This is a genomic window from Paramesorhizobium endophyticum, assembly GCF_014640615.1.
GTDB lineage: Bacteria > Pseudomonadota > Alphaproteobacteria > Rhizobiales > Rhizobiaceae > Paramesorhizobium > Paramesorhizobium endophyticum.
Map to the genome: position 1 here is coordinate 182,122 of NZ_BMHH01000005.1, position 26,244 is coordinate 208,365.

26 protein-coding genes are annotated in these 26,244 nt (G+C 62.5%); 2 read left to right on the forward strand and 24 right to left on the reverse strand.

What is annotated here, in order from left to right:
* Positions 1-116: 116 nt before the first annotated feature.
* The 16 genes from IEX53_RS08445 to otsB form a co-directional block, all read right to left on the reverse strand.
* Positions 117-1,634, reverse strand: a complete 1,518-nt coding sequence (locus IEX53_RS08445) for a tripartite tricarboxylate transporter permease (protein ID WP_188823339.1) — start codon at positions 1,632-1,634, stop codon at positions 117-119.
* A gap of 14 nt (positions 1,635-1,648) precedes the next feature.
* On the reverse strand, positions 1,649-2,134 hold the full coding sequence (locus IEX53_RS08450; RefSeq protein WP_188823341.1) for a tripartite tricarboxylate transporter TctB family protein: 486 nt from the start codon (positions 2,132-2,134) through the stop codon (positions 1,649-1,651).
* Positions 2,131-3,084: a Bug family tripartite tricarboxylate transporter substrate binding protein gene (locus IEX53_RS08455; protein WP_373288609.1), complete on the reverse strand. Its 954-nt coding sequence runs from the start codon at positions 3,082-3,084 to the stop codon at positions 2,131-2,133. The genes IEX53_RS08450 and IEX53_RS08455 overlap by 4 nt, the downstream gene beginning before the upstream one ends.
* 203 nt (positions 3,085-3,287) lie before the next feature.
* On the reverse strand, positions 3,288-3,989 hold the full coding sequence (gene trmB, locus IEX53_RS08460; protein ID WP_188823343.1) for a tRNA (guanine(46)-N(7))-methyltransferase TrmB: 702 nt from the start codon (positions 3,987-3,989) through the stop codon (positions 3,288-3,290).
* Between the two features lie 63 nt (positions 3,990-4,052).
* Complete coding sequence (metK, locus tag IEX53_RS08465) at positions 4,053-5,324, reverse strand: methionine adenosyltransferase (RefSeq protein ID WP_188823345.1); 1,272 nt, start codon at positions 5,322-5,324, stop codon at positions 4,053-4,055.
* 143 nt (positions 5,325-5,467) lie between these two features.
* The gene (locus IEX53_RS08470) at positions 5,468-5,881 is read right to left on the reverse strand and encodes a helix-turn-helix domain-containing protein (protein ID WP_188823347.1); all 414 of its coding nucleotides are present in this window, start codon (positions 5,879-5,881) and stop codon (positions 5,468-5,470) included.
* Between the two features lie 150 nt (positions 5,882-6,031).
* Positions 6,032-7,639 carry an apolipoprotein N-acyltransferase gene (gene lnt, locus IEX53_RS08475; protein WP_188823349.1) on the reverse strand — a complete coding sequence of 536 codons (1,608 nt, stop codon included), beginning with the start codon at positions 7,637-7,639 and terminating at the stop codon, positions 6,032-6,034.
* Positions 7,636-8,664, reverse strand: a complete 1,029-nt coding sequence (locus IEX53_RS08480; protein WP_188823351.1) for a hemolysin family protein — start codon at positions 8,662-8,664, stop codon at positions 7,636-7,638. Before IEX53_RS08480 ends, lnt begins: the two co-directional genes overlap by 4 nt.
* A gap of 2 nt (positions 8,665-8,666) precedes the next feature.
* A complete protein-coding gene (gene ybeY / locus IEX53_RS08485; protein ID WP_188823359.1) occupies positions 8,667-9,218 on the reverse strand; it encodes an rRNA maturation RNase YbeY in 552 nt (183 codons plus the stop codon).
* The gene (locus IEX53_RS08490) at positions 9,205-10,233 is read right to left on the reverse strand and encodes a PhoH family protein (RefSeq protein WP_373288611.1); all 1,029 of its coding nucleotides are present in this window, start codon (positions 10,231-10,233) and stop codon (positions 9,205-9,207) included. Before IEX53_RS08490 ends, ybeY begins: the two co-directional genes overlap by 14 nt.
* Positions 10,234-10,336: 103 nt before the next feature.
* Positions 10,337-11,725: a tRNA (N6-isopentenyl adenosine(37)-C2)-methylthiotransferase MiaB gene (gene miaB, locus IEX53_RS08495; RefSeq protein WP_188823361.1), complete on the reverse strand. Its 1,389-nt coding sequence runs from the start codon at positions 11,723-11,725 to the stop codon at positions 10,337-10,339.
* A gap of 46 nt (positions 11,726-11,771) precedes the next feature.
* Entirely contained in the window at positions 11,772-12,566 is a 795-nt protein-coding gene (gene olsA, locus IEX53_RS08500) for a lyso-ornithine lipid O-acyltransferase (protein ID WP_188823363.1), read from the reverse strand.
* A 4-nt stretch (positions 12,567-12,570) separates the two neighbouring features.
* Positions 12,571-13,071 (reverse strand): ribosomal protein S18-alanine N-acetyltransferase, encoded by a 501-nt coding sequence (rimI, locus tag IEX53_RS08505; protein ID WP_188823365.1) that lies wholly within the window; start codon positions 13,069-13,071, stop codon positions 12,571-12,573.
* 2 nt (positions 13,072-13,073) lie between these two features.
* Positions 13,074-13,754, reverse strand: coding sequence for a tRNA (adenosine(37)-N6)-threonylcarbamoyltransferase complex dimerization subunit type 1 TsaB (gene tsaB / locus IEX53_RS08510; RefSeq protein ID WP_188823367.1), 681 nt, complete (start codon positions 13,752-13,754; stop codon positions 13,074-13,076).
* Between the two features lie 251 nt (positions 13,755-14,005).
* Complete coding sequence (otsA, locus tag IEX53_RS08515) at positions 14,006-15,421, reverse strand: alpha,alpha-trehalose-phosphate synthase (UDP-forming) (RefSeq protein WP_188823369.1); 1,416 nt, start codon at positions 15,419-15,421, stop codon at positions 14,006-14,008.
* A gap of 13 nt (positions 15,422-15,434) precedes the next feature.
* Complete coding sequence (otsB, locus tag IEX53_RS08520; protein WP_188823379.1) at positions 15,435-16,205, reverse strand: trehalose-phosphatase; 771 nt, start codon at positions 16,203-16,205, stop codon at positions 15,435-15,437.
* Positions 16,206-16,426: 221 nt separating this feature from the next.
* On the opposite strand from otsB, the gene IEX53_RS08525 reads away from it, so the two are divergent.
* The gene (locus IEX53_RS08525; protein ID WP_188823381.1) at positions 16,427-16,720 is read left to right on the forward strand and encodes a DUF982 domain-containing protein; all 294 of its coding nucleotides are present in this window, start codon (positions 16,427-16,429) and stop codon (positions 16,718-16,720) included.
* A 288-nt stretch (positions 16,721-17,008) separates the two neighbouring features.
* On the opposite strand, the gene IEX53_RS08530 is transcribed toward IEX53_RS08525, so the two are convergent.
* Positions 17,009-18,262 carry an aminopeptidase gene (locus IEX53_RS08530; RefSeq protein WP_188823383.1) on the reverse strand — a complete coding sequence of 418 codons (1,254 nt, stop codon included), beginning with the start codon at positions 18,260-18,262 and terminating at the stop codon, positions 17,009-17,011.
* A 137-nt stretch (positions 18,263-18,399) separates the two neighbouring features.
* On the opposite strand from IEX53_RS08530, the gene IEX53_RS08535 reads away from it, so the two are divergent.
* Positions 18,400-18,672: a hypothetical protein gene (locus IEX53_RS08535; protein ID WP_188823385.1), complete on the forward strand. Its 273-nt coding sequence runs from the start codon at positions 18,400-18,402 to the stop codon at positions 18,670-18,672.
* Here IEX53_RS08535 and IEX53_RS08540 read toward each other — a convergent pair whose 3' ends face one another.
* The 7 genes from IEX53_RS08540 to IEX53_RS08570 all read right to left on the reverse strand — a co-directional run bounded on the left by IEX53_RS08540 (position 18,673) and on the right by IEX53_RS08570 (position 26,236).
* Positions 18,673-19,638, reverse strand: coding sequence for a cell wall hydrolase (locus tag IEX53_RS08540; protein ID WP_188823387.1), 966 nt, complete (start codon positions 19,636-19,638; stop codon positions 18,673-18,675).
* 162 nt (positions 19,639-19,800) lie between these two features.
* On the reverse strand, positions 19,801-20,487 hold the full coding sequence (phoB, locus tag IEX53_RS08545; RefSeq protein ID WP_188823389.1) for a phosphate regulon transcriptional regulator PhoB: 687 nt from the start codon (positions 20,485-20,487) through the stop codon (positions 19,801-19,803).
* A gap of 128 nt (positions 20,488-20,615) precedes the next feature.
* Positions 20,616-21,338 (reverse strand): phosphate signaling complex protein PhoU, encoded by a 723-nt coding sequence (gene phoU, locus IEX53_RS08550; RefSeq protein WP_188823390.1) that lies wholly within the window; start codon positions 21,336-21,338, stop codon positions 20,616-20,618.
* Between the two features lie 153 nt (positions 21,339-21,491).
* Complete coding sequence (gene pstB / locus IEX53_RS08555) at positions 21,492-22,265, reverse strand: phosphate ABC transporter ATP-binding protein PstB (protein WP_236016106.1); 774 nt, start codon at positions 22,263-22,265, stop codon at positions 21,492-21,494.
* Between the two features lie 65 nt (positions 22,266-22,330).
* Positions 22,331-23,653 carry a phosphate ABC transporter permease PstA gene (gene pstA, locus IEX53_RS08560; RefSeq protein ID WP_188823394.1) on the reverse strand — a complete coding sequence of 441 codons (1,323 nt, stop codon included), beginning with the start codon at positions 23,651-23,653 and terminating at the stop codon, positions 22,331-22,333.
* Positions 23,650-25,116: a phosphate ABC transporter permease subunit PstC gene (pstC, locus tag IEX53_RS08565; RefSeq protein WP_188823396.1), complete on the reverse strand. Its 1,467-nt coding sequence runs from the start codon at positions 25,114-25,116 to the stop codon at positions 23,650-23,652. Before pstC ends, pstA begins: the two co-directional genes overlap by 4 nt.
* A 73-nt stretch (positions 25,117-25,189) precedes the next feature.
* The gene (locus IEX53_RS08570; protein WP_188823397.1) at positions 25,190-26,236 is read right to left on the reverse strand and encodes a PstS family phosphate ABC transporter substrate-binding protein; all 1,047 of its coding nucleotides are present in this window, start codon (positions 26,234-26,236) and stop codon (positions 25,190-25,192) included.
* Positions 26,237-26,244: the final 8 nt, after the last annotated feature.

Consider the following 26,244-nt stretch of genomic DNA (forward strand, 5'->3'; position numbering starts at 1 on the left):
CGTCAGGTAACAAAAAAGAGCGGGACCGGAAGGACCCACTCTTGTTCTGACGACCAAGAATTTGAAATCTATATACCCGCCCGCCCGAGAATTTTCAAGGGCGGGCGGAAAAAGGATCAATCCTCATTCGCCGCCAGTTCCGCCAGCAATTTGCCCTTGCCGCGGGCGCGCAGGACGAGCGGTACGACCACCGCCGCAATAGCCAATATCAAGAGGAAGATGGATATCGGCGAATGCACCAGCACGGTCGGGTCGCCCTGGCTTATCGACAAGGCGCGGCGCAATTGCTGCTCCGCCATCGGCCCCAGAATCAGGCCGACCACGACAGGCGCGATCGGATAGCCGAAACGGCGCAGGAAGTAGCCGAGCAGGCCGAAGACCAGGAGCATGCCGAGCTCGAAGGTGGAGGGGTTGGCGCCGATGGTGCCGAGCGTGGCGAACACGACGATGCCGGCATAAAGCCAATGGCGCGGGATCGACAGGAGCTTCACCCAAAGGCCGATGAGCGGCAGGTTCAGGACCAGCAGCATCAGATTGGCGACGAGCAGGCTGGCAATCAGGCCCCAGACCAGCGGCGCGTTGGTGACGAAGAGCAGCGGCCCCGGCTGGAGGCCGAATTGCTGGAAGCCGGCCAGCATGATCGCGGCCGTGGCCGTGGTCGGCAGGCCCAGTGTCAGGAGCGGCACCAGCGTTCCGGCGGCGGAGGCATTGTTGGCAGCCTCGGGACCGGCGACGCCCTCGATGGCGCCATGGCCGAATTCCTCCGGCTTTTTCGCCAGCTGCTTTTCGACGGAGTAGGAGAGGAAGGTGCCGATCTCCGCTCCGCCGGCCGGCATGGCGCCGATGGGAAAGCCGATCGCCGTGCCGCGCAGCCAGGGCTTCCACGAGCGCGCCCAGTCCTCACGGCTCATCCAGACCGAGCCCTTGACCGTCTCAATCTCATCCTTGCCGAATTTGTGCGAGGCTGCGACACTCAGCGTCTCGCCGATGGCGAAGAGGGCGACGGCGAGCGTCGTCACTTCGACGCCGTCGAGAAGATCGGGAATGCCGAAGGCAAGCCGCGCCTGTCCCGTTTGCAGGTCGATGCCGATGAGCCCAAGCGTGAGGCCAAGGAAAAGCGAGGTAAGACCGCGCAGGGTGGAATCGCCGAAGGCGGCGGAAACCGTCATGAAAGCCAGAACCATCAGCGCGAAATATTCCGCCGGGCCGAAGGAAAGAGCGAACTTGACCACCCATGGCGCGAGCAGCGCGAGGCCCAGCGTGGCGAGTAGGCCTGCCACGAAGGAGCCTATGGCCGATGTAGCCAGCGCCGGACCGCCACGCCCCGCCCGCGCCATCTTGTTGCCCTCGATGGCGGTGACGATGGAGGAGCTTTCGCCTGGCGTGTTGAGCAGGATCGACGTGGTCGATCCCCCATACATGCCGCCATAATAAATACCGGCGAACATGATGAGCGAACCGGCGGGATCCAGCTTGTAAGTGACGGGCAGAAGCAGGGCGACGGTCAATGCCGGGCCGATGCCGGGCAGCACGCCGACGGCGGTGCCGAGCGTCACGCCGATAAGCGCATAAAGAAGATTCATCGGCTCGAGGGCGACGAGGAAACCGTGCGCCAGAAGGGCGAATGTGTCCATATGACTGCCGCTTCCTAAAACAACTGCTCAAGCGGCCCCGCGGGCAGCGATAGCTGCAAGCCCTTGGCGAAGACCAGCCAGATGACGAAAGCGAGCACGATGCCGATCGGGATTGTCTGCCAGAGCGGGCCTTTGCCGAAGCCGCGTGCGGTGGCGGCGAAGAGCAGGCCCGTGGCAATCGAGAAGCCGACCGTTTTCAAGAGCAGCATCTGCACGGCCAGCCCGCCGACGATCCAGAGGATTGGCCGCGTCTCCTGCGGCTCGCGCTCGGGAAAATCGCCGCGCCAGGCCTCGACCGCCGTCCAGACCGACAGGATCAGAAGTCCGGCGGAAATGGCGTAGGGGAAGGCGGTGGGGCCTATGCGGGCATAGCTTGCCGCGCCGCCCATCGTCGCCGTCTTCCAGAAGACGACGATGGCGAGGATGGCAAGACCGGCGGCAAAAACGAGTGCCGCCTTGCCCGGCCTTGCGCGGCCTTTTTTCTCAATCATACCGGTCATTTGACGAGACCGATGTCCTTCAGGATAGTCGTGGTAGAGGCGACATCGTCGGCAAGCTGCTTGTCGAAGGCCTCGCCGGCGAGGAACGTGTCCTGCCAGCCCTTTGCGACAAGGGCATCCTGCCAAGGCTTCGACTTCACCATCTTCTCGATATCCGCCGTGATCGCAGCCTTCTGCTCAGCCGTGATGCCGGGAGCGGCGGCGACCATGCGCCAGTTCTGCACGGCGACGTCGATGCCCTCTTCCTTGAACGTGGGCGCATCGACGCCTTCGATCCGCTTCTCGCTGGAGACGGCGAGGAGGCGCAGCGTGCCAGCCTTGATCTGCGATTCGAACTCGCCATAGCCGGAGATACCTGCGGTCACCTGACTGCCGAGAATGGCGGCCAGCGCCTCGCCGCCACCGGAATAGGCGATATAGTTGATCTTGGTCGGATCGACGCCCACCGCCTTGGCGATGAGGCCGGCCGCGATGTGATCCGTGCCGCCGGCGGATCCGCCGCCCCAGGAGACGGAGCCCGGATCGGCCTTGAGCTTCTCGACCAGTTCCTTCATCGACTTGATCGGCGAGGACGCCGGGACCACCACCGCCTCATACTCGCCGGTCAGGCGGGCGATGGGGGTGACGTCAGAAAGCGTCACGGGCGAAGCGTTGGTGAGGATGGCGCCGACCATGACATAGCCGCCGACGATGAGCTGCGTGGGATCTCCCTTGGCCTGGTTGGCGAACTGCGCCAAGCCGATGGTGCCGCCAGCGCCCGGAACATTCACCACCTGCACGCTCTTGGAGATGCCGTCCTCCTGCAGGACGGTCTGCATGGTGCGGGCGGTCTGGTCCCAGCCGCCGCCCGGCGCCGCCGGAGCCATGATCTTGTAATCGGCCGCGAAGGCTGACGTTGAAAACGCCATCGCGAGACCGAGGCCGAGCAAAGATTTGCTTATCGGATTCATAATGTCCTCCCTGCTTCGGCTTCTACGCAAGCCGAAGAATCCTCCGTTATGCGGGATGGAACCGCTCCACCGTTCATCCCGCCTCTCGCCGTCAAACAAGCCTGCATGGCGATGATTGTCAATCCACCAATGCGAGGGGGAGTAAGGGAGAGGGGGAGTAAGGGAGTATGTTTTTTCTCACATATTCCCTCCCCCTTATTTCCTTACCGCCTTAAAAAAGTGAGATAGGCCGCTCGTCGCCCTTCTCGGAAGGCCTTCGCCTCGTAGCGCGTGCCGGGCCATGCCTCGTAAGGCGTGTGCCAGTCCGCCGGGGACGATGCCTGCCATTCGAATGCCGGATGGTCGCGGCAGTGAAGCAGCGTCCAGTTGACATAGATGTCTATGTCGGAGGCGAAGCGGAAACGGCTGCCTGGCTTCATGACGCGGGCGAAGCGGTCGAGGTTCTTCGCATTGACGAAGCGGCGCTTCCAATGCTTCTTCTTCGGCCAGGGGTCCGGGTAGAAAAGGTCGATGCCGTCGAGCGATGCCTCCGGCAGCCAGTCGAGCAGTTGCGTGGCGTCCTCGTCGTAGAGGCGCAGATTGTCGAGCGGCTCGTCTTTCAACGCTGCAAGCAGCTTGGCCATGCCGTTGACGAACGGCTCGACGCCGATGAAGCCGATATCGGGAAAACGCCGCGCCTCATGCAGCAGATGCTCGCCGCCGCCGAAGCCGATTTCGAGCCGGACGCCCTTCACGGGAATGTGGAAAAGCGTGGTCAGATCGGAAGGGGCTGGCGAAGCGAGGTCGAGGCGCAGTTGCGGCAGGAGATCGTCGCGGGTGGCGCGCTGGGCGGGGCGCAAGGGTTTCCCATGACGGCGACCGAAGAAAGCTTCGGTCGCGCGCCCGTGGCGGGGTTCATGTGTCATAGGGGCATTCTTTTCAGCAGGATTTTTATCCGAAAACCGGTGTCCACTTTTCGGAAGTCCTGCTCAGGCCGCTATCGCGACCGCGTCCCGCAAAGCCTTGACCAGATCGGTCTTCTCCCAGGAGAAGGAGCCGTCACGGCCGGGCTTGCGGCCGAAATGGCCGTAGGACGAGGTGCGGGCATAGATGGGACGATTCAAGTCCAGATGCTTGCGGATGCCGGTCGGAGACAGATCCATCACGTCGCGGATCGCGCCTTCCACCGTCGCTTCCGAAACCTTGCCGGTGCCGTGGAGGTTGACATAGACCGCCAGCGGCTGCGCCACGCCGATGGCGTAGGCAAGCTGGATCGTGCAGCGGTCGGCAAGACCGGCGGCAACCACGTTCTTGGCGAGGTAGCGCGCGGCGTAAGCGGCGGAACGGTCCACCTTGGTGGTGTCCTTGCCGGAGAATGCGCCGCCGCCATGCGGGGCCGCACCGCCATAGGTATCCACGATGATCTTGCGTCCCGTCAAGCCCGCATCGCCATCCGGCCCGCCGATGACGAATTTGCCGGTCGGGTTGATATACCAGTTGCAATTGTGGGCAATGGCCAGATCGCCCAGCGCCTCGCGGATATAGGGCTCGACGACCTCGCGCACCTTCTTGGAATCCCAGTTGGGATCGAGATGCTGGGTCGAAAGCACGATCTGCGTGACCTCGGTGGGCTTGCCGTCGATATAGCGAACGGTCACCTGGCTCTTGGCGTCAGGGCCAAGCTTGCCCGCATCGCCCTCGCCCTTGTGGCGGGCGGCGGAGAGCAACTCGAGGATCTTGTGGGAATAATAGATCGGGGCGGGCATGAGATCCGGCGTTTCGCGGCAAGCATAGCCGAACATGATGCCCTGGTCGCCCGCGCCTTCCTCGCCCTGCCGGTCGGCGGCGTTATCGACGCCCTGCGCGATGTCGGCAGATTGCGGATGGAGCAGCACCTCGATCTTCGCCGTCTTCCAGTGGAAGCCGTCCTGCTCGTAACCGATGTCGCGGATGGCGCGGCGGGCGGCGGCGCGGAAGCGTGAGGGATTGATGACCGGATTGCCCCGGGCATCTTTCACGATGTTGCCGTCCTTGTCCTTCTTCAGGAGCGTCTCAGGCACACGCACCTCACCGGCAATGACGACGCGGTTGGTGGTGGCAAGCGTTTCGCAGGCGATGCGGACCGACCAGGGATCGACGCCGGTCTTGCGCGCCTCCCGGTAGATCATATCTACGATTTCATCGGAAATTCGATCGCAAACCTTGTCCGGATGGCCTTCGGACACAGATTCGCTGGTGAAGAGATACGAACTGCGTAGCACGGGAAACCCCTCTTGAAAGTTCTGCGGGAGACATCGCAGAAAGAACAGCCACCTTTTCTTTGCCAATATAGACAAGGACCGTCAATGGAGATTCGTTTTCGAAAGAGGCCATCCGGAGGAATTTTACTCCTCCGGTTTCGCAATTATTCGTTATCGTCGGCGAGCGACTTGACGAGATCGATGATCTTGCGCCGGATCTTGGGATCGGAAATCTTGGTGAAAGAGCGGGTCAGTTGCACGCCTTCGTTGCTGTTGAGGAAATCGACCACATAGGTCGCCTCTTTGTCCTCGAAGCCGCCGGCTCCCGGATTTGGGTTGCTACCGGGCGCGTCTTCGAAAAAGAAAGCGACGGGAACATTCAGGATCGACGAAATCGCCTGGAGGCGGCTCGCGCCGACGCGGTTCGTGCCCTTTTCGTATTTTTGAATTTGCTGAAATGTAATTCCAAGGCTTTCGCCAAGCTTTTCCTGACTCAAGCCCAGCATGTTCCGGCGCAAGCGAATACGGCTTCCGACATGAACATCGATGGGATTGGGCTTCTTCTTGTTCTCAGTCATCAAATGTTGCTCCTAGCCGATTGCGCGCCTTCGGCATTTATCAGTCCTGCTGTGAACAGGTCGGAAAATACTATTATATGGGAGGTAGTCGGACAAATGAAACATCGAACATTTGTCGCAGCCGCATAACATAGTATCAAAAATGCGTTGTCAATCGAAACGCCTGCGACACAACACTACAAAACCCCATGAAATGCTCAACAACAGGGCCAGAACCGTCCACGTTCCCCCCTGCCCCGGCGGCTTGCCCCAAAACGGATCAATTGGTGACGGAAGGGAAACATCGATGACACCAACCGCATTAAGTGCGAGGCCATCGGTGATTCGACCATAGGGATCGACAACTGCCGACAAGCCGTTATTGGCCGCCCGAACCAGCGGCAATCCCTGTTCCACCGCCCGCAACTGCGCCTGGCGGAAATGCTGGTAGGGACCGGGCGTGTCGCCATACCAGGCATCGTTCGTCACGTTGAGAATCGCCTTCGCGGCGGGCCCGCTATAGCCCAATTCCGAAGGGAAAATAGCTTCATAGCAGATCAGGGGCAGGAACGCCAAACTATTGTTAACCTTCAGGGAATGACGACTTGCGGCAGCGGTGAAGCCGCCGGGCATTTCCACCACTTCCTGCAGACCGAGCGCGCGCAGCCATTTTTCCAGGGGCAGATATTCGCCGAAGGGCACGAGATGCACCTTGTCCACCGCGTCGAGAATCTCGCCCCGGTCATCGATGGCGTAGATGGAGTTGTAATAGCGGGGCTCGGTTGCGCCCGCCCCGTCCTCCTCGCGCACAGCGCCGGCAAGCAGCACCTGCCCCACCGACAGCGCCGCGCCGATCCGCTCCAACGCTTCCGGCGTGCGGGTCAGGATGTACGGAATGGAGGTTTCGGGCCAGACAATAACGGAGGGCCTGGGCTGGCCGCTTGCAGGCGGCAATTCGCTGAGCGCGATCAGCTTGTCGAATATGGCACGGCGGGCGTCATTGTCCCATTTCATGGCCTGGGCGATAGAGGGCTGGACGATGCGCAGGCGCACGCCGTCCGGAGCGTCCTTGTTCACCAGCGGCGCGTTGTGCAACCGGTAGAAGCCGAAACCGACATGGGCAGCGACAAGCGCCAACGCAATCGCCGTACCCGCTTTAAGATGCCGCCTGTCGGCCAGAAGCGCAGGCATGGCGAAGACGAGAACGGCAAGCGCGCTCATAGCAAAAAGGCCGAGCACCGCGTCGGACTGCATCAGCAGCGGCGTGGGCATGGCGGCATAGCCGATGGCGTTCCACGGAAAGCCGGTGAGCAGGAAGGAGCGCAGCCACTCGGCTATCCCGAAGCCGAAGGCCAAGGCGAAAATCCGTCCCAGTCCATCGGACCAGAGAAGCCGGGCAATCAACGCCGCCAGCGCATAGAACAGGGCGAGGAAAGCAGGCAGGCCCACCACCGCCAAAGGAAGCGCCCAGGCGAAATTCTCCGCGTCCACCAGAAGGGCGGAGCCGATCCACCACAGGCCACCTAGAAAATAGCCGAAGCCGAACCACCAGCCGACGATGGCGGCGGGCAAAACACGGCGGACCGGGCCGCTATCGGCGGTATCGACCGCACCATCGATGAGCCAGACGAGAACGGGGAAGGAAACGAAGCAGACGGCGAAGAAATCATAAGGGGGGAGAGCCAGTGTCGCCAGCGCCCCTGCAAGGAAAGCGGCAAGCGCCCGGCGCCAGCCGCTCAGCAATATGATCCAGCCGGAAAGCCCCCCGATCCCTCTCATATACCCCCGGCGGCGCTGTCGGCATCCGGTTCCGGATCGCGTTCGCTGCCATTGAGCGGCACGATGCGCACCTTGCGGATGCGGCGGCGATCGGCTTCCAGCACATGGAACTGATAGTCCGGAAGCGCCTCGACCACCTCGCCACGGGTGGGAATACGGCCCAGCACCGAGAAAATCAGTCCGCCAACAGTGTCGACCTCCTCGCCATGCTCGCCGACGACGAAATGCGGGCCGATCCGTTCGGCCAGTTCGTCGAGCTCGGCGCGGGCATCGACCACATAGGAGCCATCGGCTTCCTGCGCGATCATCGGCTCCTCGTCGTCATGCTCGTCCTCGATATCGCCGACGACCATCTCAAGGATATCCTCGAGCGAGACGAGTCCGTCCGTGCCGCCATATTCGTCTATGACCAGCGCCATCTGGATATGGGTCGCCTGCATGCGGGCCATCAGCGTGCTTGCCTGCATGGAGGGCGGCACGAACAGCACCTTGCGCAACAGATTGAGCTCGCCGATGCTCTTGTCGAGATCGACACGGCTCAAATCGGGCTTCGACGGGCCACCGTTGCGGGCGCGGCCGGAACGCGTGATATGATTCAGCACGTCGCGGATATGGATCATGCCGCGCGGATCGTCGAGCGTCTCGCTATAGACCGGCATGCGCGAATGGCCGGATTGCTCGAAAAGCTCAAGCACCTCGCCGAGCGGCGTCTCAATTTCCACCGCCTCGATGTCGGAACGGGGGATCATCACATCCTCGACCCGCACCCCCTGCAATTGCAGGATATTGACGAGCATCGCACGTTCCTCGGGCGAGAACGCCTGATCGGTGCTTTCCTTGTCGGAGAGGGCTTCCACGAGATCCTGCCTGAGCGAGGTGCTCGGGCGGCCACGCAAAAAGGGGAAAATGCCTGCGAAGAGGGAACGCTTCTCGGCCGGTACCGGCCGCTGCGTACTCTGCTCGTCGACGTCGTTTTTCTGCGGCACATCGGCGGCAGATGAAGGCTGGGCTGTCAGGTCAGACATGGTCAATCGGTTTCATCGTCTTTCGGCGAGGCATAAGGATCGGGAATGGCGAGAGCCAGAAGAATTCGGCGCTCCCAGTTCTCCATTTCTTCCGCGTCCTCTTCATTTTCATGGTCATAGCCCAGAAGATGCAGGAGTCCGTGGACAATCAAATGAGTGAGATGGTGATCGAAGGGCTTCTTTTCCAGAGCCGCCTCGCGCTCCACGGTTTCGCGGGCGATCACGATATCGCCAAGCATCGGCCCCGGCGCGTCCCCCGCTTTCACGGGAAAGGCAGGGAAGGACAGCACATTGGTCGGCTTGTCCTTGCCGCGCCACTCAGCATTCAGTTCCTGAATCGCGGCATCGTCGGTGAAGACGATACTGAGTTCCGTCCCGTCTCCATCCGGCAGGGCGAGCGCTTGCCATGAAGCCGCAACCGCCCGCGTGGCGAGCGCATGCAACGCTGCCTCATCCGGCCAGCCTTCCGTCTCGATCGTCAGGTCGATATCGATCAAATCAGGCCATCCCGCAGATGCGTGACGCTCTTTTTCCGCAAGCTCATGTCTTGGCATGGCCCTTGGCATCCTTGTCCCAGGCGGTAACGATAGCCGCGACGAGCGGATGGCGCACCACATCCTTCTCGGTAAAGCGGACGGTGACGATGCCGGACACGTCGCTCAGGATGCGCAACGCATCGACGAGGCCGGATTTCTGGCCCGGCGGCAGGTCGATCTGGCTCGGATCGCCGGTGACGATCATGCGCGCATTTTCACCCAGACGGGTCAGGAACATCTTCATCTGCATGGATGTGGTGTTCTGCGCCTCGTCGAGAATCACGGCGGCGTGGGCAAGCGTGCGTCCGCGCATGAAGGCGAGCGGCGCGATCTCGATGACGCCTGCCGCCAGAGCGCGCTCAACCTTTTCGGCTGGCATCATGTCGTAAAGGGCATCGTAGAGGGGGCGAAGATAAGGATCGACCTTTTCCTTCATATCACCGGGCAGGAAGCCCAGCCGCTCGCCCGCCTCGACGGCGGGACGCGACAGGACGATGCGCTCCACCAGCCCGCGTTCCAGCAGCATGGCGGCGTGGGCAACGGCGAGATAGGTCTTGCCGGTGCCGGCGGGGCCGACGCCGAACACCAGTTCCGAGCGGTCCAGCGCCCGCATATAGGCGTCCTGCGTCGGGGTGCGGGCAAAGATGGTCTTCTTGCGGGTTGAAATCTGGGCCGCCGCCATCTTGCCCTTGTTCTCCATCGTCGGGAGCGTGAGCTGGTCGTCGGCGGCAACCGCCATGCGAATTGCGCCATCGACATCGGATGCGGTCAATTCATGCCCCTTCTGCACCAGGGCGTAGAGATGGTCGAGCGAACGGCGCGCCTGCTCGGTGGCTACAGGCTCGCCTCGGATCGAAAGCTGGTTGCCCTTGGAGCGGACATCGATGCCGAGCTTCTGTTCTATGCGAGCGAGATTTTCATCGAACTGGCCGAAGAGCGCGCTAGCCAGCCGGTTGTTGTCGAATGTCAGTACGATATGCGCCATGTCCGAGGCCCCTGAGGGGGCTGTCTTCAGCTTTTCGGTGGCGGTCAACCGGATCTCCTCATGATCGAAATTTTTCGCAGCAGCATGATCTCGTCCAAAGTCTGCACCTTTTTTCGATCCGGCTCAAGTTTTCCAGTCGTGTGGATCATGTTCAGGCATCCACACGCTCTGCCACGAGGCTGTTGGTTCCGGTGGCGATGATTCGCACGTCGATAATGTCGCCGATTTCGCCGGGGTTTTCACCAACAATTACGGGTAGAAGCCAGGGCGAACGCCCAACCATCTGGCCGGGCAGGCGGCCGGGCTTTTCCAGGAGCACACCCATCGTCCTGCCGACCATGCTCTTCTGGAAGGCATATTGCTGCTCCGTCAGGAGCGCCTGCAGCTGCTGGAGACGCTCATCCTTGACCGCCTCGTCGACATGATCCGGCAAGTCTGCCCCCGGTGTGCCGGGACGCGGCGAATATTTGAACGAATAGGCCTGTGCGTAATCGACCTCGCGCACCAGCCGCATGGTCGCCTCGAAATCCTCGTCGGTTTCGCCGGGGAAGCCGACGATGAAATCACCCGAGAGGGCGATGTCGGGCCGCGCGGCGCGGATGCGCTCCACCAAACGGAGATAGTCGGCGGCGGTGTGGCGGCGGTTCATGGCCTTCAAGATGCGGTCGGAGCCCGCCTGTACCGGCAGATGCAGATAGGGCATCAGCATGTCGAGGTCGCGATGGGCCGCGATCAGCGCATCGTCCATGTCGCGCGGATGGCTGGTGGTATAGCGCAGGCGGGCGATACCCGGAATTTTCGCCAAGCGGAACAGAAGCTCGCCCAGCCCCCATTCGCGGCCATCCTCGCCAGCGCCATGCCAGGCATTGACGTTCTGCCCCAAGAGGGTCAGTTCGCGCACGCCAGCGGCGGCAAGCTTCTCCGCCTCGGCAATGATTTGCGAGACAGGCCGGGATATCTCAGAGCCGCGCGTATAGGGCACGACGCAGAAGGTGCAGAACTTGTCGCAGCCTTCCTGCACGGTCAGGAAGGCGGAAACGCCACGGCTCCTCACCTGCTCCTGTTTCGGCGCGGGCAGATGCTCGAACTTGTCCTCGATGGCGTAATCCGTCTCGACCACCTTTTCGCCGCGCCCGACGCGGGCGAGCGCCTGCGGCAGGCGGTGATAGGTCTGGGGACCGATGACGAGATCGACCGTAGGCGCGCGGCGGATGATTTCCTCGCCCTCGGCTTGCGCCACGCAGCCGGCGACGCCGATCAGCATCTCCCTGCCATCGGCGGCGCGCTCGTCCTTCATCTTGCGCAGGCGGCCCAGCGCCGAATAGAGCTTCTCGGATGCCTTTTCGCGAATATGGCAGGTGTTGAGCAGAACGAGATCCGCCTCTTCAGGCGTGTCGGTCGTCACATAGCCTTCTTCCGCCAGGCTGTCGGCCATGCGCTGGCTGTCATAGACATTCATCTGGCAGCCATAGGTCTTGACGAAGACCTTGCGGGGAGGCGCGGCGGTTTCCAGGGTCAGAGCGGAACTTGTTTCTTTCATCCTGGGGCTTTTACCGCTTTTTGGCGCGATTGAGAATAGGGCACCTCTATTCCTCCCGCCCCATGAGGGACGTCAGGAGCATCGAGCGGACCTGAGCTTCCATATTGCTGGCCAGCCGCTTCCTGTCCGTGCCCGCGCGGATTTCGACCGGTTCGCCGAAACGGATATCGACGTCGATCGCGCCTTCCCTGAGGATTCCTTTCAGATGCGGCAGCAATTCGACGTCGCCGGGCCATGAGGCGATGGGGCGGTGATAGCGGCCCATGGGAAGCCCGTGGAGTTTTGTGTAGGCGATTGCCACTGGCTGCACCGCCACGGTTTCCACATCCGTTTCGCGGATTGCCGCGGACGCCGCGCCGAAGAGCGAGCTCTTGAACGGCAATACGCGGTTGCCATCCGATGTGGTGCCTTCGGCGAAAAGCACCATCACGTCGCCCTCCACCAGCCTTTGCGCAATTTCCGAGGCCTGCTCGCCGGTCTTGCCGCGCCGGTCGCGCTCGACAAAGACGGAACGCTGCAGCACCGCGAAAAAGCCGAACAAGGGCCAGTCGCGCACCTCGGTCTTGGCGATGAAGGAGATATCGCCAACCGTGGAAAGGAGGACGATATCGCTCCAGGATGTGTGGTTCGAAACCAGCAGTAGCGGCCGATCCCCGGTCATCGCGCCATGGACATGGATGCGAAAGCCCAGAAGCCAAGCCAGAATGCGATGGAAATAGCGCGGGATGCTGCTTTTGCGCGCCCAGCCGGCCTTCAGCAGGAGATATTGGACCGGCACGAACGTCAGCATCAGCGCCGCCATGCCCGACAATACAAGGCCTATGCGCAGCGTGCGGATCATCGCGTCATTCCCGAGGACGAAAATCGCGACGGAGAATCAGTGCCGTCGATCGCCCGACCTCCGTCGCATAATAGCCGGGGCGCTCGCCGACCTTCGCGAAACCCAGGCGGCGATAGAGGGCCTGGGCGGCGATATTCGCCTGGTCCACTTCCAAAAAAAGCGTGCGTGCCCGCTCATGGTGCAGATGGCGCAGCACGGCATCCATCAGCGCGCGACCCACGCCCCTGCGCCTGTAGGCATGGGAGACCGCGATGGTCAATATTTCCGCCTCATCTATGGTCAGGCGCGCCAGCACGAAACCCGCCGCGCCGCCGGGCTTCCCCTCCTCCCGCGCGATGAAGCCGAAGACCGTGCCCTGCCCGACGAGGCCGTGGAAATCCTCCTCGCTCCACGGATGCCGGAAGGTTTCGGCGTGGATGCGCTGCAGATGATGGCAATCCTCTGCGCCCAGGGGCTCGATGGCGAAATTCCTGCCGAAAAGCGGGCCGAAGGGCAGGCCGATCATCTTCAGGGTTTCCTCGGAAGAGCAAAGCCCGTCTGCGGCTTGGCGTCGGGACCGCGTAAGTAAAGCGGCTTGGGCGCCTCACCCGGCTCGCGCGAGGCAGCAATGCGGGCATAGGTTTCGATTCGGGCGGTGGCAGAATCTCCGGCAATTGGAAGCGGCTCCGCCAGCAGCTCATTGAGGCGCGCCGCCGCAGATCCGGCCAGAACCGGCGATTGAGGGAGACCGCCAAGGAGCGCGAGAACATCCTCGGGGTTCCCCGCTATCGGCTCGCCCAGGACGACACCATCCGTTCCGAATTCTTGCGCATAGATTTCGCCGCGATGCGCGTCGATGGCCACCAGAACCGGCTTTTCGGGATGGCTGTCCAGTGCCTCCCGTGACAGCCCCTCGAAGGCAGTCACACCGATGGCCGGGCGCGAAAGAGCCAATGCAAAGCCCCGCGCCGCCGAAACGCCGATGCGAACCCCGGTAAAGGAACCGGGCCCGACATTGACGGCGATGCGGTCGATGGCGTCAAGGCCGATGTTGGCCTCCTGCAGCGCCCGCTCGACATAGGCCATCAGCACTTCCGCATGGCCCTTGCCGATATTTTCGCTGGCGGACGCCAGCAAACGCCCCTCATCCGCATCATAGATGGCGGCGGCGCAGAAACTGGCGGCGGTATCCAGGCTAAGAATCTTCATCTTATCCAATCGCCTAAAGCATTTTGCCGCCCGATGGAATCATCTGGCGCTGCATAAATGCATCAAAGCAATGGAAAAGGCCTGCGAGCAGGCAGGCCTTTCGATGGGACGACCGATTCGCAGCTTAGAGTCGTTCATGTTTTGATGGAAACGCCAGCATGCTCTCATTCGGTTGCCCGTCACGCCAAGCACCCCCTCACCGTCCGCTACGCGGCCACCTCTCCCCCACTACCGTAGGGGAGAGGAACGCCCTAGGAAGCCAGAACCACTGGGTCCCGTTCCTTCGCCGTGCCATGTCCGACCAGGGCTTTCAGGAAATTCTCGCACCAGTGGGAAACGTCGTTTTCCAAAAGATGCGGCATCATTCCGCTCCACCGCTCGCGGCGCGCCTCAAGCGGCATGGACAGGGCGCGCGCGATGGCGTCCGACACACCGTCGACATCATAGGGATTGACGAGCAGCGCGCCATCAAGCTCGCGCGCCGCGCCGGCAAAGCGCGACAGGATGAGAACGCCTGGATTATCCGGGTCCTGCGCCGCGACATATTCCTTGGCGACGAGGTTCATGCCGTCGCGCAGCGGCGTCACCAGGCCGATTTTCGCCATGCGATAGAGACCGGCCAGTACATTGCGCCCGATGGAGCGGTTGACGTAGCGGATCGGGGTCCAATCCACCGCGCTCATCGCGCCATTCACCCGGCCCGCGAGCTCCGCCAGCGCACGCTGCATGTCGCCATATTCCGGCACTTCAGAGCGGGATTTCGGCGTGATCTGCAAGAATGTCACCCTGCCCCGGCTGTCTAGATTGTTGGTCAGGAAGCGCTCGAAGGCTTCGATGCGGTTGGTAATGCCCTTGGAATAATCGAGCCGGTCCACCCCGATAATCAAGTCCTTGTCGCCCAGGCTTTCGCGCATTCGCTCCACCAGGCTATGGCGGTGCGAGGCGCTGGCCACTTCGGCGAAAGCCGCGGTGTCGATGCTGATGGGGAACACGTCGGCGCGGAAAATATGGCCATAGGCCTCGAACAGCCCCTGCCCCAGTTCCCGGCCGATGCCTTCACGGCGCAGGCAGCCGGCAAAGTTTTCCGCGTCATGGGCGGTCTGGAACCCGACCACATCATAGGAGGCAAGGCCGCGCATGATGATCTCATGCACGGGCAGGGTGAAAAGCACGTCCGCGGACGGCCAAGGGATGTGCAGGAAGAAGCCGATGCGGTTTTTCAATCCCATGTTCCGCAATTCGGCGGCAAGCGGGATCAGATGATAATCATGCACCCAGATCACATCGTCAGGCTTTACGAGCGACGCAAGGTGCTGGGCGAAGAGGCGGTTGACGCGGAAATAGCCCGCCATGTCCTTGCGGGCATATTCCGTCAAGTCGAGGCGGTAATGGCAGAGCGGCCAGAGAACGCGATTGGCGAAGCCCGCATAATATTCGTCCACATCCTGCCGGTTGAGATCGACCAGCGCGTAGGTGATGCGGCCCCGCTCGTGGATATCGATGCCGGGCGTCTCGTCGGCGGGGAGCGCCTTGCCAGACCAACCCATCCATATGCCGCCCCGCTCATCGAGCGCCGCCTGCAGCGCGACGGCGAGACCGCCCGCGGGTGCCGCGCCGCTTTTATCCGGGAGCGGAACTCTGTTCGATATGACGATTAGCCGGCTCATATGTTTGTCTCCCTCATCGCGCCCGTTGCGATATCCAGTTTCTGAGCGCCGCGGGGTTTTCCAGATAAAGCCCCGCGGCAGACGACCGTTCACCGGGTAAACCGATCCTGACAGAGAGACCGCCGCGGGCGTTCACCTCAGCGAACATCGCCTCATCCGTCACATCGTCGCCGAAGGCGAGCGGACGCCTCCCCACAAACGGCGGAGCGCGCATAAAGGTTTCAACCGCATGGCCCTTGTCATGCGCCGCCGGGCGCAATTCCAGCACCATCTTGCCGTGTTGGAGGATCCAGCCGGGCCCGGCGAGGGCGGCAATCTCCTCCATGAGCCGGCGCATTTCGCCTTCCAATTGCGGCGCCTGGCGGTAGTGGACGGCAATGGCGGCCTGCTTGTCCTCGACGAGGATATCCGGCCAGCGCGCCGCCCTCTCGCGCAGCTCCTCCTTGGCGCGCAAAAAATCCGCCGTCGGTTCGGACCGTTCGACACGTCCGGTCGCATCGCGGATTTCTCCGCCGTGAAGGCCGGCGACGGGGAACCGGGCATCAGGGAAAAGCGTATCGACGAAACTGATGGACCGCCCCGTCACCAGCGCAAGCGCGCCGCCGAGCTTTCCGCCCAGATCGAGAAGATTGTCGATGAGGCCATCGGGGACGCGCACCGCCTCCGGACTCTCCGCTATATCCAGAAGCGTTCCGTCGATGTCGAAAAACACCGCCCAGTTTCCGAGCGAATCGATGCCGGGCAGGTCATCCAGGAAAGGTTTGTTCGAGGGCAGCGCAGTCATGTCTTTAAAGTTAGGCAAAACCACCGCGAAGACAACCGGCATAATCGTACAATATTGGAATCATTCTAATTTTGTGCATATCGAGAAAATCAGGATCCTCCCTTTCAGGCACAAAGTTTCTTCCTATCTGGATGGAACCGGCAGCTGGTTCATACGTTTGTTGCCCGGACTGGGCGGGGCTTACCCCCAATACAATGCTTGATAACAATGGAGCTAACCCCATGGACGACAAGCTTTTTCCCGTTCCCGTGGTCATCCGTATCGGCGAGGCTCGCAGCCGCGTCGTGGCGAGCGCCTGGGAGGCCGTGGAGTGCCTCCGCACCTATTGGCGCAATCGTGAACAGGGACGTACCTATCGCCAGGCGCTCCAGACATGCCTTGATGCACTCGATGGGCTGAAACCCGTCGCCAAGGCGCGGCGCGCCTTCATTCATGCGGCGACGGAGGCCGGCCTCCTGCTGCGGCGCGCACCGGCGCCTCATGCCGGACATAGCCGCGCCGCGCACGGCATCTGACGGAAGAAGCTTTTTCACTCAAAAGCCCGGGAAGCGCCATGCTTTCCGGGCTTTTTTGTTGGCTGAGAGCTGAAGCTTGGAAGGGTTGGCGGGGCAGTACCCCTTCTGTCCTGCCGGGATCTCCCCCACAAGGGGGGAGATTGGGCTTCATCGATGACGGCTTCTAATCCTGCAACGCTGGCAATTGGCGAAAGCGGAACTCTCAGCCAATCTCCCCCCTTGTGGGGGAGATGTCCGGCAGGACAGAGGGGGGTGTGCCTCGCGATTCCCTCACATAAGAAAAGCGCTTTAAACCGCCCATTCGCCGCCGCGCATGACCGGCACGCGGGTGCCGTCCTTGGCGAGACCGTCGATGTCGATCTTGTCCGAGCCGATCATCCAGTCGATGTGGATGAGGCTCTTATTGCCGCCGCGCGCGGCGATTTCGTCGGGGGAAAGCGATGCGCCGTCGATGAAGCATTTCGAATAGCACTGGCCGAGCGCGATGTGGCAGGCGGCGTTCTCGTCGAACAGGGTGTTGTAGAACAGGAGCCCGCTCTTGGAGATCGGCGAGGAATGCGGCACCAGCGCCACCTCGCCCAGCCGCCGCGCACCTTCATCCGTGTCGAGCACTTTCAGGAGAACCTCCTCGCCGCGGGTCGCCTTCGCCTCGACGATGCGGCCTTCCTCGAAGCGCACAGAGATGTTGTCGATCAGCGTGCCCTGATGCGAAAGCGGCTTGGTGCTTGTCACATAGCCTTCCACCCGGCGGGCGTGGGGCGTGGTGAACACTTCCTCGGTGGGGATGTTCGGATTGCAGGTGACGCCATTCTTCGCGGTCGAAGCGCCGCCATGCCACTCATGCCCATCGGCGAGGCCCACCGTCAGATCGGTGCCCGGTCCGGTGAAATGCAGCGCGTGGAAGGCGTTTTCGTTGAGCCAGGCGCTGCGGCGGCGCAGCGCGGCGTTGTGGTCTGCCCAGGCGGCAATCGGATCCTCGACATCGACGCGCGAGGCGGCGAAGATGGCTTCGGCGAGCTTGGCGGTCGCCACATCCTCGGGATCATCGGGGAAGACCTGCCTGGCCCAGGACGGGTTGGGGTAGGAGACAATGTTCCAGTTGATGTCGAAATTGGCGATCTTCTCCAGCGCCGGCTGATAGGCGATGGAATTGGCCTTGTTGGCGCGGGCGACCTTGGCCGGATCCTGCGAAGAGAGGAGCAGCGGATTGTCGCCGGCAATGGCAAGGCGCGCCGCGCCGTTGGCATAGGCCTTGGCCATTCCCTCATAAAGCCAGCCGGAGGCGCGGTCGAAGCTCTCGTCCGGCGCAAAGCGATAGCGCGCCAGCGTCACCTCCTCATCGCCGAAGAAGGGCGTCACCAGCCCGGCGCCCGCCTTGTAGGCATGCTCGGCGATACGGCGCACCAGCGGCAGGGCCGCGACGGGCGCGGTGATGACCAAATCCTGCCCCGGCTGGAGCTGTAGCCCGACCTTCACGGCCACCTCCGCCAGACGGTCGAGCTTGACGGGATCAATGATTGCATCTCGGGAATGTATGGTCATGGCGCATCCGATCGTTGAAGAAAGACGAAAGGCCTCCTTCTTACTCCCGCCGACCGAAGCTGGCTACCCTCTCGCGCCAGTAGCCATTGCGCCGCGCCCTCTGCTATATTCGGCAGCGGATCAGGAAAGACGAACCGATGAAGAAACTTGCGTTCTGCGGCATCCTTCTCACCGCCGCGCTTGCCGGATGCACGACGATGACGCCGGAAGAGCGGCGCGCCGCCGATATCCAGACCTGCCGGGCCTATGGCTTCCGTCCGAACACCGACGCGCTCGCCAATTGCCTGCTGCAGCTCGATCTCGACCGCCGGGCGGACCGCCGCGCCGCTTTCGACGAGCCGTTCTACCGTCCGTTCGGCCCGCCCATGGTGATCTACCAGCCGGTTCCGGTGCGGGTCCGCCCTCGCTGATTATTGATATCTAGGCTCGGGCCGGTCCTGCGAGAGGAGCAGTTCGCCGATGGCGTCGACGGGCCTTTTGGCTCCGTCATAGCCGAGCTCGGTTTGCGGCGCGGCCGTTGCCGTTCCCATGCGCACCGGGGCCGGGCCGGTCTGCCAGGCGACCGTCTCGACCCGCGCCGCAGGGGCTCGCGCCACGCGATCGCCCTTTGCGCGCGGGCCGAAACCCTGGTCAGGCGTGATGCTGGCGACCAGCGTCCGGTCGACGGGCGAGGCCGTGGGGACAGGCACCGCACGCTCATGGCCGAGGGCGGGCATTGCGGGCTTCAGCACATCCGCGGCGGCGATGAGGCGCGGCGTATCAAGGATCGGCGTTTCGAGCGTGCCGTCGCGGCGGCGCTTCTCGTAGAAGGCATTGCCACCAGCGACCAGCACATAGTGCATGTTGCGATAGGGGAATTTCAGCCCGGCGGTGTGGAAGAACATGGCCTGCTTCACCTTAGGGTGCCGCTCGCCGCGCAGCACCGCATCCGCGGCTTCATCGAGCTCAGGCAGCGATTTCATCTGGCGCGAAAGCACGCCGGGCGCGAACTGGTTTTTCTGGCCGACGACGCCGCAGATCGTGTCCGGGTACTTGCCGGATGCCAGGCGGTTCATCACCACCGTCCCGACCGCGAGGAAACCATCCTCGCTGGAGCGGTTCGATTCGAAATACATCGCCCGCTTGAGGCATTCCCTGTCCTTGGCGGTATAGGCATAGGTCTTCTTGCCGCCAGCCGTATAGCCATAGCCCTTCGAGGCACTCGACTGTGTGACGGTTCCCTTGGCCGATTGGCCGGACCCGCTACCCTTCGACGTCGTGCATCCGGTCATGACGACAGGCGCGATCATCGCACCGGCCACGGCCAGGATTTTCCAGTTTCCAGCGCTCTTCAAAAGCTCAATCTCATGCTTGGACCCCTCAACGAAGGCAGCCATGAGGGAGCATGTTTTGGGCCAAAGAATGGCGAAGAAGAAAAACGGCGAGATAAGCATAATACCCCGCCGTCATCTAACTATTTATCAGTATTTCTTACAAGTATAGTAATATTTACGTTTTATTAACCTTTCACTTTATTGGAGCTTCGCCACAATATTATTCTACCCGAACGAGTAGCCCGCGCCCCGTACCGTGCGAATCGGATCGACAGCGCGGCCGGTGTTGATCGCCTTGCGCAGACGCCCGACATGCACGTCCACCGTACGGTCGTCGACATAGATATCAGGGCCCCAGACACCGTCGAGCAACTGGCTGCGCGAGAAGACTCGGCCCGGCGACATCATGAAATATTCGAGCAGGCGGAACTCGGTCGGGCCCAAGCGGATTTCCCGGTCCTTGCGGTAGACGCGGTGCTGCTCGCGGTCGAGCACGAGGTCGCCTACTTTCAGCACATGGGAGAGCAAGCTCGGCTTGGCGCGGCGCAGCATCGCCTTCACGCGGGCGAGCAGTTCCGGGGTCGAGAAGGGCTTGACGACATAGTCGTCCGCGCCGACGCCGAGGCCACGCACGCGCTCGCTTTCCTCGCCGCGCGCAGTCAGCATGATGATCGGCAGGCGCTCCGTCTCCACCCGCTGGCGCAGGCGGCGGCAAAGCTCGATGCCGGAGACGCCGGGCAGCATCCAGTCGAGGATCAAGAGATCAGGCACATTCTCGCGAAGGGCGATTTCCGCCTCGTCCCCGCGCAGGATGGTATCGACCAGATAGCCTTCCGCCTCGAGATTGTAACGGAGGAGGACGCTCAGCGCCTCTTCGTCTTCGACAACCGCGACCTTGGGTGCATGGGCCATTTCAGCAGTTTCCTATCAGAATATGCATGTCGACGCGGATCTGCCGGCCCCCAAGGCATCTCCGTAACTCTCCGCCGGGCGGGTTCTCGCCCCCCTTCCCCCTTGCGGGGAGGGTGGGCGCGAGCCGTTTAGGCCCGCCGGGCCTCGTCCACGACGATGCCGTGGCTCAGATCTTCCTTCGGGCGATCGGGCGGCATCTGCTGGCCGGTGACGATGTAATAGACCGTCTCGGCGATGTTGGTCGCGTGGTCGCCGATGCGCTCGATGTTCTTCGCGCAGAAGAGAAGATGCGTGCAGGCCGAAATGTTGCGCGGATCTTCCATCATATAGGTCAGGAGCTCGCGGAACAGCGAGGTGTACATCGCGTCGATCTCGTCGTCGCGGTCGCGGACGATGTTGATCTGCTGCACCGAACGCGAAGCGAAGGCGTCGAGCACGTCCTTCAGCTGCGTCAGCGCCAGCTCGGCCAGCGTCTGGAGACCGCGATAGACCTTGATCGGCTGGCGGGCTTCCGACACTGCGGCGACGCGCTTGGCAATGTTCTTGCCTAGATCACCGACACGCTCCAGATCGGACGAGATGCGGATGGCGCCGATGATCTCGCGTAAGTCAGAAGCCATGGGCTGGCGCTTGGCGATGATGGTGACGGCGCGGTCGTCGATCTCGCGCTCGCTGGCGTCGAGGATCAGATCGTCGGAGATGACGCGCTGGGCCAGCGCATTGTCGGCATTGACGATGGCCTCGACCGACTGCTCGACCATGCGCTCGGCATGGCCGCCCATCTCGGCGATCTTATGGGCCAGGAACTTCAACTCCTCGTCATAGGAGCGGACTGTGTGCTGGGATGGCATTTCTTCTGTCCTTAATATCTCGAGACCGGGAGCGTCCTGGTAGGCCGCTTTTCCCCCGCATAATCTTGTCCAAAAAGTCTGCAACTTTTTGGGATCATGCTTTTTTCCCGCATGATCTTATCCAAAAAGTCTGCAACTTTTTGGGATCATGCGTCAGCCGAAGCGCCCGGTGATGTAATCCTGGGTGCGTTTTTCCTTGGGCGTCGTGAACATCATCTCGGTGTCGCCGACCTCGACCAGATTGCCAAGATGGAACATGGCGGTGCGCTGCGACACGCGGGCCGCCTGCTGCATCGAGTGGGTAACGATGACGATGGTGTAGTTCTGACGCAGCTCATCGATCAGTTCTTCCACCTTGGCGGTGGCGATGGGGTCGAGCGCGGAGCAGGGCTCGTCCATCAGGATTACCTCGGGGCTTACCGCGATGGCGCGGGCGATGCAGAGGCGCTGCTGCTGGCCACCGGAAAGGCCGGTGCCGGCATCGTGCAGGCGGTCCTTCACCTCGTCGAACAGGCTGGCGCGGCGCAAGCTGCTTTCAACGATCTCGTCCATCTCGTGGCGGTTCTTGGCGAGGCCATGGATGCGCGGGCCGTAGGCGACGTTCTCATAGATCGACTTCGGGAACGGATTGGGCTTCTGGAAGACCATGCCGACGCGGGCGCGAAGCTCGACAACGTCGATCTTGGGATCGTAGATGTCTTCGCCGTCAAGGGTGATGTCGCCGACGACGCGGCAGCCCTCGACCGTGTCGTTCATGCGGTTCAGCGAGCGCAGGAAGGTAGACTTGCCGCAGCCGGAGGGACCGATCAGCGCGGTCACCATCTTCTCGGGAATGTCGAGATCGACATCGAACAGCGCCTGCTTCGCGCCGTAGAAGACGCAGACCTTTTCGCCCTTCATTTTGCTCTTGGTGGTAACAGCGTTCATCTTCTCACCCACTGCTTTCTCGAGAGATCGCTCGGTCATCAGGTTCATGTGTCTTATCTCCCGTTTTACCAGCGGCGCTCGAAACGGCGGCGCAGGAGGATGGCTCCGATATTCATAACGGCGAGGAACAGGAGCAGCACGATGATGGCGCCCGAAGTGCGCTCCACAAAGGCACGCTCCGCCTCATTGGCCCACATATAGATCTGCACCGGCAGCGCGGTCGAGGGATCGAGCGGCGTTGTCGGATAGCCGACGACGAAGGCGACCATGCCGATGAGGAGCAGAGGCGCGGTTTCGCCCAGCGCATGGGCGAGGCCGATGATGGTGCCGGTCATGATGCCGGGCGCGGCAAGCGGCAGCACGTGATGGAACACGGTCTGCGTCTTGGAGGCGCCGAGACCCAGCGCCGCGGCGCGGATCGACGGCGGCACGGCGCGCAGCGCAGCGCGGGTGGCGATGATGATCGTCGGCAGGGTCATCAGCGTCAACACCAGGCCGCCGACCAGCGAGGCCGAGCGCGGCAGGCCGAAGAAGTTGATGAACACCGCCAGCCCCAGGAGGCCGTAGACGATGGAGGGCACCGCCGCCAGATTGTTGATGTTGACTTCGATCAGGTCGGTCAGGCGGCTCTTCTTGGCGTATTCCTCCAGATAGATGGAGGCGGCGACGCCGATGGGCAGCGCCAGCACCAGCACGATCAGCATCATATAGAGCGAGCCGATGAGCGCGACGCCGAGGCCTGCGGTTTCCGGCCGGCTCGATGCGCCGAAGGTGAAGAGGCCGGTGTTGAACTCTTCCTTCATCACGCCTTCGTCGGTGAGCTTCTTCATCCAGCCGACCTGACGGTCCGAAACCTTGCGGTTGGCCTCCGGCACGGAGAGATCGATCTGCCCCTTGAAGGCGGAGTCGACGTCGCCGGCGGCGAGCACCGGAATGGTCTGCGTCGTGCCGATCAGCGAGGGATTGCCCGTGACCATCTCGCGCAGCTGGTTGCGCACGCCGTCCGAGAAGAACCGGCTCACATCACGCATCGCCGGGCGGTCGGACGAGGCAACGCCCAGCTTCTCCGCAAGGGCATTGCGCACCAGGAGCGGATAATTGGCCGTCATCAGCACAGCCGGATTGGTGGCGCGCTGATTTTGCGGGTCGATGATCTTCTCGTCCAGCTTGACCGGCAGCTCGATCGTCGTCTGCCAGAAGGCGGTGTAGCCATTGGAGATGACGGAGAACAGCAGCGCGAACAGGAAGAAGATGCCTATCGCGATGGCGAGGATGCCGTAGAAGCGGAAGCGGCGTTCCGCTGCATAGCGGCGCTTGATCCCGATATCGCGCCGCGCCGGGCGGGCCGTGGCGGCCGCCACGTTCGAGTTGAGCGTTGCGTCAGTCATTCGTACTGCTCCCGGTACTTGCGCACGATATAGAGGGCGAAGACGTTCATCGCGAGGGTGAGAAAGAAAAGCGTGATGCCGAGGGCGAAGGCCACCAGCGTCTGCGGCGAATTGAACTCGAGGTCGCCGGTCAGCTGGTTGACGATCTTGACCGTGATGGTGGTCATCGCGTCGAACGGGTTGATATTGATTCTGGCGGCGACGCCCGCGGCAAGCACGACGATCATCGTTTCGCCGACGGCGCGGGAGGCGGTCAAGAGCAGCGCGCCGACGATGCCCGGAAGCGCGGCGGGGAGGATGACGCGCTTGATCGTTTCGGAGCGGGTGGCGCCCAGGCCCAGCGAACCGTCGCGCATGGCGCCCGGAACGGCGGTGATGATGTCATCGGAAAGCGACGAGACGAAGGGGATCAGCATGATGCCCATCACGAGGCCCGCCGTCAGCACGCTCTGGGCCATGATGAAGGCCGGTCCGCCCGAGATCGCGGCGCTCATGTCGCGCAGGAAAGGGCCGACCGTGATGAGCGCGAAGAAGCCATAGACGATGGTGGGGATGCCGGCGAGGATTTCCAGCAGCGGCTTGACGATGGCGCGGACCCGGGGGCTGGCATATTCCGCCATGTAGATGGCTGCGAAGAGGCCGACCGGCACCGCCACCAGCATGGCGACGAGGGCGATATAGAGCGTGCCGGCGAGAAGCGGGATCAGGCCGAACTGTCCCTCGGCGCCGCCCGAGCCGGCGTCGGCGAAGCGCGGATCCCAGACCGTTCCGAAGAAGAAGCTCGCGGGCGGAATGTCGCGGAAGAAGGTGATCGTCTGGAACAGCATCGAGAAGATGATGCCGACCGTGGTGAGGATCGCAATGGTGGATGCGGCGAGCAGCCCCCAGAGCACGATGCGCTCGACATTGTTGCGGGCGCGGGCGCGGGGGTGGATGCCCGAAAGGCCGAAGACCAGCCCGGCGATGGCGAGCGCGATGGCGATGGCCGCGCCGATGGTGCGCGCCGTGGCTGCCTGGCCGTTCCAGCGCTCGGCGATGGGGACCATATAGTCCTGCCCCTCGGAGGCAAGCGCAACGCCCTTGGTCGCCAGCAGGGTACGCAATTCAGTGTAGGTTTGCGGCAGGCTCTGGCGCTCGACGGGATCGAGGCGATCAAGGCCGTCCGCCAGGCTTTGCACCATGCCGAGCGCGAGGCTGCGGCTGGCGAGCGCGCTCTGCGCCGTCTGCGGCGGCAGGCTCTCCTTGGCGGAATGCTCAAGATAGATCGCGGAGCCGGCGGACCAGAGAACGATGAACAACACCGCGGGGAGCACCGTTACGAGGAATACCCACCAGCCATGGTAATGGGAGCGGGAATGGACCTTGACGCCCACGGTTTCCCTGGCGCGCGCGCGCTGGCGCCCGACGAAGTAACCGACGAGGCCTATTCCGAAGACGATAAGCAGAACCAGCATTACGGACATCAGATTTCCCCGGTTGCCCCTATTAAACTGAGGAGGACACAGGCGGATACCGCCTGTGTCCGATAGTCAAGCCTTACTTGGCCTGCATGGTCTTGCCGGCGTCGAAGGCTTCGCGCTGGGAGACGCGCTCGGAATCCGGAGCCGGAACGAGGCCGTAATCGGCGAGCGGCGAGTCAGGGCCGATCATCTGGTCGGACAGGAAGAAATCGACATATTCCTTCAGGCCCGGGATGACGCCGATGTGAGCCTTCTTCACATAGAAGAACAGCGGGCGCGAAACCGGATACTTGCCGCTGGAGATGGTCTCGACCGAGGGGGTGACGCCCTCAACGGTGGCGACCTTCAGCTTGTCGGCATTGTTTTCATAGAAAGCGAGGCCGAACACGCCGACGCCGGTCTTGTTGGACGAGATGCGGGCGAGGGTTTCGCTATAGTCGCCGTCGATGTCGACAGCCTTGCCGTCCTTGCGGACCTGGAGGCAGGCCTTTTCGGCGGCCTTCTTGTCCATGCCGCCCTTTTCCATGGCTTCGAGCGTGCCGGTTTCCTTGCAGCCCTCGGCGAGAAGCTTCTCTTCGAAGACTTCGCGGGTGCCGTGCTTTTCGCCCGGGATGTAGGCGGCGATATCCCAATCCGGCAGGTCCTTGTTGACCTGGCTCCACTTGGTGTTCGGATTGTCAACCAGCTTGCCGTCGACGGCGACCTTGGCGGCGAGAGCGGAGAAGATGTCCTTCGGCGTCAGGTTCCAGTTCGGGCCCTTGATGTCGGTGGCGAAGACGATGCCGTCATAGCCGATGCGGACTTCCTGCACGTCCTTGACGCCGGCGTCGGCGCACGACTTCAGTTCGCTATCCTTCATGGCGCGCGAAGCATTGGCGATATCGATGGTGTTTTCACCGACGCCCTTGCAGAATTCCTTGATGCCGGCGCCCGAGCCGCCGGACTCGACGACCGGGGTCTTGAAGTTCGGGTAGGTCTCGCCGAAGGTCTCGGCAACGATCTTGGCGTAGGGCAGCACGGTCGAGGAACCTGCCACCTGAATCTGGTCGCGTGCCTCAGCGGCGGAGACCGACATGGCGGCGGCAATCGCCAGCGCAGCGGTCGTATAGATCATCTTTTTCATAGGAGCAG